At 69.5% G+C, this 7159-nt stretch carries 7 protein-coding genes and 1 pseudogene; 1 reads left to right on the plus strand and 7 read right to left on the minus strand.

Annotated elements, in window-relative coordinates:
- Positions 1-16: 16 nt before the first annotated feature.
- From J1M64_RS12550 to J1M64_RS12570, 5 genes are read right to left on the minus strand one after another with little or no spacing between them, the layout of a single operon-like run.
- Complete coding sequence (locus tag J1M64_RS12550) at positions 17-1033, minus strand: cation diffusion facilitator family transporter (RefSeq protein WP_307872432.1); 1017 nt, start codon at positions 1031-1033, stop codon at positions 17-19.
- Positions 1030-1569, minus strand: coding sequence for a transporter substrate-binding domain-containing protein (locus J1M64_RS12555; protein ID WP_244294385.1), 540 nt, complete (start codon positions 1567-1569; stop codon positions 1030-1032). The genes J1M64_RS12550 and J1M64_RS12555 overlap by 4 nt, the downstream gene beginning before the upstream one ends.
- Positions 1570-1593: 24 nt before the next feature.
- Entirely contained in the window at positions 1594-2484 is an 891-nt protein-coding gene (locus J1M64_RS12560; RefSeq protein WP_154830791.1) for an NAD(P)H-hydrate dehydratase, read from the minus strand.
- Positions 2481-3305, minus strand: a complete 825-nt coding sequence (locus tag J1M64_RS12565) for a histidine phosphatase family protein (protein WP_206474322.1) — start codon at positions 3303-3305, stop codon at positions 2481-2483. The genes J1M64_RS12560 and J1M64_RS12565 overlap by 4 nt, the downstream gene beginning before the upstream one ends.
- Complete coding sequence (locus tag J1M64_RS12570) at positions 3302-4483, minus strand: zinc-dependent alcohol dehydrogenase (protein ID WP_206474323.1); 1182 nt, start codon at positions 4481-4483, stop codon at positions 3302-3304. The genes J1M64_RS12565 and J1M64_RS12570 overlap by 4 nt, the downstream gene beginning before the upstream one ends.
- Before the next feature lie 196 nt (positions 4484-4679).
- Here J1M64_RS12570 and J1M64_RS19945 point away from each other — a divergent pair, with 196 nt between their 5' ends.
- The gene (locus tag J1M64_RS19945; RefSeq protein ID WP_254050468.1) at positions 4680-5639 is read left to right on the plus strand and encodes a hypothetical protein; all 960 of its coding nucleotides are present in this window, start codon (positions 4680-4682) and stop codon (positions 5637-5639) included.
- Between the two features lie 29 nt (positions 5640-5668).
- Here J1M64_RS19945 and J1M64_RS12580 read toward each other — a convergent pair whose 3' ends face one another.
- Positions 5669-6814 carry an alkaline phosphatase family protein gene (locus J1M64_RS12580; RefSeq protein WP_206474324.1) on the minus strand — a complete coding sequence of 382 codons (1146 nt, stop codon included), beginning with the start codon at positions 6812-6814 and terminating at the stop codon, positions 5669-5671.
- An 85-nt stretch (positions 6815-6899) separates the two neighbouring features.
- Positions 6900-7159, minus strand: a pseudogene (locus tag J1M64_RS12585) (hypothetical protein); the annotation flags it as partial.

Consider the following 7159-nt stretch of genomic DNA (forward strand, 5'->3'; position numbering starts at 1 on the left):
GACGACGTGCAGCCGGTCAGCAGGGCCGGTGGGCGTCGTGTACCTCCGATACCACCGTCACCACCACGTCCTCGATCTTCCAGCTCAGCTCCGCCAGCCTCCGGCGCACGTCCGCGAGCCGCTCGACGGTGATCTCCCGGCCGCGGGCCGGGACGAGGAACGCCTCGACGTGGAAGACGTGCCCCTCGTCGCGTACCCGCGCGCCGTGGTCATCCGCCCAGTCGACGCCCGCCAGCAGTTCGTCGATCCGGTACACGAGCGGGTGCGGGTCCGTGCCGTCGAACCGGGTGGGTCGCGCATCGGCGAGTCCCTCGATCGCCCCGCGCAGGTTTGACCACCCGTCCCGGACGATCGACGCACTCACCACGAGCGCCGCCACCGCGTCCGCCCACCACAGGCCGAGCGAGATGCCCAGCACACCGACGATGGTGGCCAGTCCGGTCTTCCAGTCCGCCCGGTTCATGTCGGCGTCGGCGTAGAGCACCTTGTCGTGCAGCGCCTCGGCGGGACCGGTCTTCATGCGACCGAGGATGAGCGGCCCGATGACGGACAACGCCATCACCGCGATCATCAGCCACCCGGACCAGATCACCTGCCCGCCGATCACCACGACCCCCATCGGCGGGCGTTCACGGGTCAGCAGAGCCGTTCCGGAGTCGACGACGAGGAACGCCCCCATCGCGAGCAACGCCACCCCCGCGACGAGGTGCCCGATCCCGACGGAGCGGTGCCTGCCGTAGGGGAAGCGGGCGGTCGGCGGCATGCGGGAGACCCGGATCGCCACGAGGAAAGCGATCGGCGGGAGCAGCGACAGCGAGTCCTCGATCCACGCGGCCTTCATCGCCTGCGACTGACCCGACACCGCGTACACCGCAGCGACGGTCACGGTCATCACCGCGAGGGTGGCCCACTCCAGGCGGATCGCCCGGCGCAGCGCTTCCCGCTGCTCGACGGGCAGGTCGTCGCGACCGAGCCCCGAGGCCACGCCCGCCACCTCGCGTTCGCCCCGGCCCCTGTCCCTCTCGTCACTCACGATGCACCCCCGGCCTCGGCGAGGTAGGTCTCCAACGCCACCAGCAGCGCGTTCTCCCCGAGCGGAGTGGCCATCACCATCTTCTCGGTATCCCCGTCCGGGGTGATCTCCTCGGTGTACGGCCTCGTCAGTGCGACCTCCTTCTCCCACGGCGAGTCGGAGGTCAGCCCACCCACGACCACATCGAGGTCACCGTGGGCCATCGCCATTGCCAGTTCGCTCTCCGCGCCCGGCGTCCACTCGACGTCCGCAGCGTGGGCTCCGGCGAAGCCGGTGACGAGGTCGACCTCCCGACCGGCGACGCGGCCGTCGTCGTACACCTCGGTCCACGGTGGGTTCTCCGACACGCCCACCCGGAGCACGCCGTCGGTGATGCGCGCGAGGCTGCCGTCGGTGTCCTTGGGTATGGGTCCGCCGCATGCGGCCGCGAGGGTGGTGACGGCGGAGGTGAGAACAACGGCGACGACGCTGCGGGCGGTCGTCGACACCGGGCTGCGGGACGGACGACGCACGACGAGATGGCTTCGGACCTGCACGATTCCCCCTCCGCGTGGAGCAGTTCAGGATGAGAGTTCCACCAGGACGCCGGGGATCTCGGCCAGCAGTTCGCGGGCGAGGAAGCCGGTCGCACCGATCCGGGCGGACAATCGTTCCCCTGCCCGCCCGTGGCTGTGGGTCGCCCACGCGGCGGCCTGGGCGGGTTCGGCGCCCCGGGCGAGCAGCCCGCCGATGAGCCCGGCCTTGACGTCACCCGACCCCGAGATCCCGAGCCCGAACGAACCGGTCTCGTCCCGCCAGAGTCGGCCGTCCGGGGCGGCGATCCACGAGGTCGCGGTGCCGGTCACCACCACGGCCCCCGCGCGCTCGGCCAGCGCCACGGCGTGTCCCGGGGTGTCGGCCTCCACGTCCTCCTCCGGCACGTCGAGGGTCCGGGCGAGTTCCTTGGGGTTGGGGCTGAGGACCGCGCGACCGTCGAGGTGGGCGAGTCCGCCGGGGTTCTCGGTGACGTAGGCCATCCCCAGTGCGTCCAGCACGAGGGTGGTGTCCAGCCGGGGCACGACGTCCGAGAGCAAGTCCACCGCTGCGACCTTCTCGCAGATCCCGGGGCCGAGCACCACGGCGTCACACCCCTCGGCGAGCTCGACGATCGTGTCCGCCCCCGCGGCGGTGAGTTCACCGGCGTCGTCCTCGGGCAGACCGATCGACTTCGACTCGGGAATGTGGATCGCCAGCGACGACGACACCGACCCGGCGGTGGCGATCTGTAGTTTGCCGGCCCCGCACCGCAGCGTCGCCTCGGCGGCCAGCAGCACAGCGCCCGGGGTGGACCTGCTGCCACCGACGACCAGCACCCGCCCGCGGCCCTCCTTTCCACCACCGGGGGAGGGGAGCGCCCAGTCCCGCAGCGCATGGTGCGAGAGGACCGACTCGCTGCTCACCTCGCCGCTCATCTCGCCGCCTCCTCGTTCCCTGAAGGCGACTCCCGCGTGGTGGGCGCATGGCCGCGCTCCACGGCCGTCGTGTCGGCATAGCTATGCAGCTCGAGCCCAGCGCTGCCGGGGTGGTGCCCCACCAATTCGTGCCGCCCCGGGCGGTGCTGCCTCGGTGCGAGCTGCCGCTGGCGATAGATCGTCACCGAGCAGTTGGGCAGCGGGTCCTCGCGGTCGACCCGGAGGACCTCCTCTTCGGCCAACTGCTCCAAGGCAACCCGGAAACACATGATCACGGCCTGGTGGCTGAAGACGCAGACCCGCTCGCCCGCGTACTGCTGCCGGAGGTCCGTCAGCAGGTACCGCACGCGCAGCAACACGTCGGTCCAGCTCTCACCACCCGGCGGGCGGTAGTAGAACTTGCCGATCCGGTCCCGTCGCTCGGCCTCCTCCGGGTACCGCTGCCGGATGCCCCGGCCGGTGAACCCGTCGAGGATCCCCAGGTCGCGCTCCCGAAGTCGCTCGTCGGTGAGCAGCCCGGGGCCACCCGCCCGGCCGCCCGGTGAGATGTCGCCGGCCGCCTCGAGCGCAGCCGTGGCGGTGTCCGCCGCACGGCGATAGGGCGAGGTCAGCCACACCGTCGGCCGGGCGTCCTCGGGCAATCCGCCGAGCCAGGCGCCCACGGCCCGAGCCTGTCCCACTCCCGACTCCGACAGCGGGGTGTCGGCATCACGGTGGTCCAGGTCGAGACGGTGGGCACCGGCGGCACGGGCGTTGTCATTGGCGACGTTGCCCACGCTCTGACCGTGGCGGACCAGGAGGAGTCCGGCGAGTTCCGTCACGGCTCGAGGACCACCTTCACGGCGCCGTCCTCCTTCTTCTGGAACATCTCGTACGCGCGGGGCGCATCGGCCAGCGGGAGCCGGTGGGTGGCGAAGTCGTCGACGCCCAGCGGATCGTCGTCGGTGAGCAGCGGCATGATCTCCGGAACCCAGCGCTTGACGTTGGCCTGGCCCATCTTCAGGGTGATCTGCTTGTCGAACAACGTCAGCATCGGAATGGGATCGGCGGTGCCTCCGTACACGCCCGAGAGCGAGATGGCCCCACCGCGGCGCACGATGTCGATCGCCCCGTAGAACGCCCCGAGGCGGTCCACCCCGGCGTGCTCCATCATCTTCTTGCCGAAGAACTTCGGCATCAGACCGACGGCGGCGTGCGCAGCGCTGGCGATCGGCGAGCCATGCGCCTCCATCCCCACCGCGTCGATCACGGAATCGGGCCCGCGGCCATCGGTCATGTCGCGGATCGCATCGCCGATCTCGCCGGGAACGTCGGTCGGATCGAGAACCTCCACCCCCCGGTGGGCCTGACGGGCCCGGCGCTCGGCCACCGGGTCCACGCCGATCACACGGTGACCACGGTGGGCGGCGATCCGCGCGGCCATGTCCCCGATCGGCCCGAGGCCCAGTACGACGACCGTGCCGCCGTCGGGGATCTCGGCGTACTCGACGGCCTGCCACGCGGTGGGAAGGACGTCGGACAGGTAGAGGTAGCGGTCATCGGAGTGCTCGTGCGGCACCTTGATGTGGGTGTTCTGGGCCTGCGGCACGCGCAGGTACTCGGCCTGGCCGCCGGAGACGCTGCCGTACAACTCCGAATAGCCGAACAGTGCGGCGCCCATACCCTGGTCTCGGACCTGCGTGGTCTCACACTGGGTGTTCAGGCCCTTGTCGCACATGTAGCAGTGGCCGCAGGAGATCTGGAAGGGCATCACCACGCGGTCCCCGGGCTTGAGCCCGGTCACCTCGGCGCCGACCTCCTCGACGATTCCCATGGGCTCGTGACCGAGGATGTCGCCCTCGTTCATGAAAGGACCCAGCACCTCGTACAGGTGTAGATCCGATCCGCAGATGTTGGTGCTCGTGATCTTGACGATCGCGTCGGTGGGCTGCTGGATCTTCGGATCAGGAACGTCCTCGACGCGGACGTCGCGCTTGCCGTGCCAGGTGACTGCCTTCATGTGCGGGGCTCCTCTCTGGTCGTGCCATGCGCGTTCACGCATGCCTCCGACGGTAATAACGGAGGGCAGCGTCCGCATCCGGTAACCGGGGGCCGCGGGTCGCAGGACGCTCAGGACAGCGCAGTGTGGTCGGGACATCATCGCGTTCGGGAGACCGTCGGCGAACCGGGGCTCTCGCTTCGCGATACCGGATAAAGTGATCGTCATTCAGATCGGATCGGTCGGTTACCCGACCCCGTCGCTGGTGGTGACCATGAGTAGTCCGCCCAACGGACCCGGCTGGGGTAACGAGGGGTGGGGGCACGCCTCGTACGGAGAGCCTCCGCAGGATGCGCGTCGCTCTCCGGTGGTCTGGGCGCTCGGCGCGCTCATCGTCGTGTTGCTGATCGCCCTCGCAGGCACTGTCGGGTACCTGCTCGCGTCCGACGACGACCAGCCGGGCGCGGCTTTCGCACCCACGACGACCCCCTCCGAAGCGTGGACGACGAGGCAGGGCGCCCCCTCGGCCTCGACAGGGAACGGCACGCGCGCAGGAGTGGCGGGGGTGGGGCCGTGCGACCCGGACGAGATCGCGGCAGAAGCGGGTATCACCCGCCGGGATGTGAACATCGATCGGTGCCTGGGCGACTGGGCTCTCGCTCATGTGGACGTTCCGGCCGGCGAACCAGCCGGGGACACGCAGTACATCCTCGGTCGCGCCGACGGAACCTGGAGTCGCTACACCGGCATTCCTTCGGGGATCTGCTCGGATGATGCGGAGGGTGACGGGATGCCCGCCGAACTGGCCGCGTTCCTGAACGAGTGCCCGCGATCTGAGGGCGCGGCGGGGGATCTGGGCCTGGCCACACCGATGTCGAGGCCGGCCTGCGATGGCCGGGGAATCGTGGTCCTGTATTCGGCTGTCACGCCGGGGGCCTACTCGGAGGAGATCTCTTCCGCGCTGTCGAGGCACCCGGGGGCGTCCTACCTCCGTACCGACATGGCGTGCCCGTCCCTGCGTTCTCGCGATGAGAACGGCAATGTCATCTACGCGGTCTACCGGCCGTCGGGGTACACGCGTGGGGAATTGTGCAGCGATGTGCGAGCGGTGGGTCCGCCCGCGTACGGCCGGTGGCTGGACACCACGAGCGACCCGACCGAGCTCGTCACCTGCTGACCCGGAGGTCGGCCGGGTCGGAGACGGGGTCAACGAATGAGCAGCGGAATGTGTTGTTCATCAGTGGTGTTGGCCCCGTGGTGGCCGAGCAGGGATGACTCCATCTTCTCGAGCTGTGTACGCGCGAGAATCACCCCTCCGGCGGCGATGCCGATGACGTCGCCCAGACGATCGGCGTGGTCTCGGTCGGGTCCGAAGAGGTGCTCGTCGAGTGCCTGCTCACGACTGATCACCCGGGCTCGCCCGGCCAACTCTGATCGCCACGTGTCCAGGACATCGTCGGCCGATCCCGGTCGCGCGTAGACGTGGCGCACTCGGGGCTCGCCGGCAACGGTCTCGACGTCGGCGAGCAGCGTCGGCGCCGCGTCTATGTCGACAACGGTTTCAGCAGTGACCATCCCGTGGTCTGCAGTCAGTACGAGCCTGCAGTCGCGGGGTAGGTCAGTGGCCAGGTCTGCGACGCTCCTGTCCACTTCGCGCAGGACCTGCAGCCACTCGGGAGATCCCGGCCCGTGAATGTGGCCGATGAGGTCGAGGTTGCCGAAGTATGCGTAGACGAACCGTCGAGCGCGAGACGGCTCGATGAAGGTGTCGAGTACGCCCTGGCGGACTTCGTCAAGAGAGTTCGCAGCGCGATAGTCGCCTTCCGCCCGGAACGCTGCACGGGTCAGGCCTGACTCGCGAAAGTCCTCCCGCATGACGTAGGTGACGTCGACCCCGTCCGCGGCGAGCAGTTCGAGCAGGCTCGGTTGCTGTTGGACCTGCCGGGGCGGGAAGCGATCCATCGCCGAGGGGCCGCTCGACGATTCGACCGTCCACCGCAGGGGGTTGAACGACCTCGGTGGTCCGCCGGACTCGTCGGAGATCCGAAAGCTGTATCCCACGATGCCGTGCTTGGAACACGGAGCGCCCACCGCGAGGCTGGTCAGGCTCGTCGCCGTTGTCGAGGGAAAGCCTGCAGAGATCATGCGGCTGGTCATCGCTGCGAGCGTGGGGGCATCTTCCGCGTGGCGGCGGATGAGTTCGGCGCCCAGCCCGTCGATGAGTACGAGTACCGCGTCCCGAGCCGGCAGTATATGCAGCGGGTTAGGTAGATCTAGACCCAGGGCGGCGGCTACTGACGGCATGACGTCGGCCAGCGAATTGTCCGACGGGCTGGCGGGAATCGCGCTCATTCACTCACCATCCCCCAAGATCCTCCTGAGGTGGGGGAGATCGGCGACCGCACAAGGCTCGAATCGCTTGGCACGGCGGATCGGTTCAGAACGGCGGCGGGTCGATGAGTTCGTCGAGGCGTTCGTGGAGTAGGGCGCGGATGCCTTTTTCGATGTCGCTGTGGTGGGGTTTGTTGCGGGCCCACCAGCGGCTGGCGCTCTCGGGGGTGGCCTTCTCGGGGGTGGCCTTCTCGGGCGCGGCTTTCTCGGGCGTGGTGTCGGTGGCCGCGGCGGTGGTGGAGCTGGCCGCGCCGGTGCTGGAGCTGGAGGCGCCCGTGCCGGGCGCGGGTGGGGTGGGGTCAAAGG

Source organism: Dietzia sp. KRD202, assembly GCF_017168155.1.
Taxonomy (GTDB): domain Bacteria; phylum Actinomycetota; class Actinomycetes; order Mycobacteriales; family Mycobacteriaceae; genus Dietzia; species Dietzia kunjamensis.

Excerpts from the sequence above, each read along its gene's own strand:
- J1M64_RS12560 (WP_154830791.1), bottom strand. The coding sequence starts at position 2,484 with ATGAGCGGCGAGGTGAGCAGCGAGTCGGTCCTCTCGCACCATGCGCTG.
- J1M64_RS12570 (WP_206474323.1), bottom strand. The coding sequence starts at position 4,483 with ATGAAGGCAGTCACCTGGCACGGCAAGCGCGACGTCCGCGTCGAGGAC.
- J1M64_RS12580 (WP_206474324.1), bottom strand. The coding sequence starts at position 6,814 with ATGAGCGCGATTCCCGCCAGCCCGTCGGACAATTCGCTGGCCGACGTC.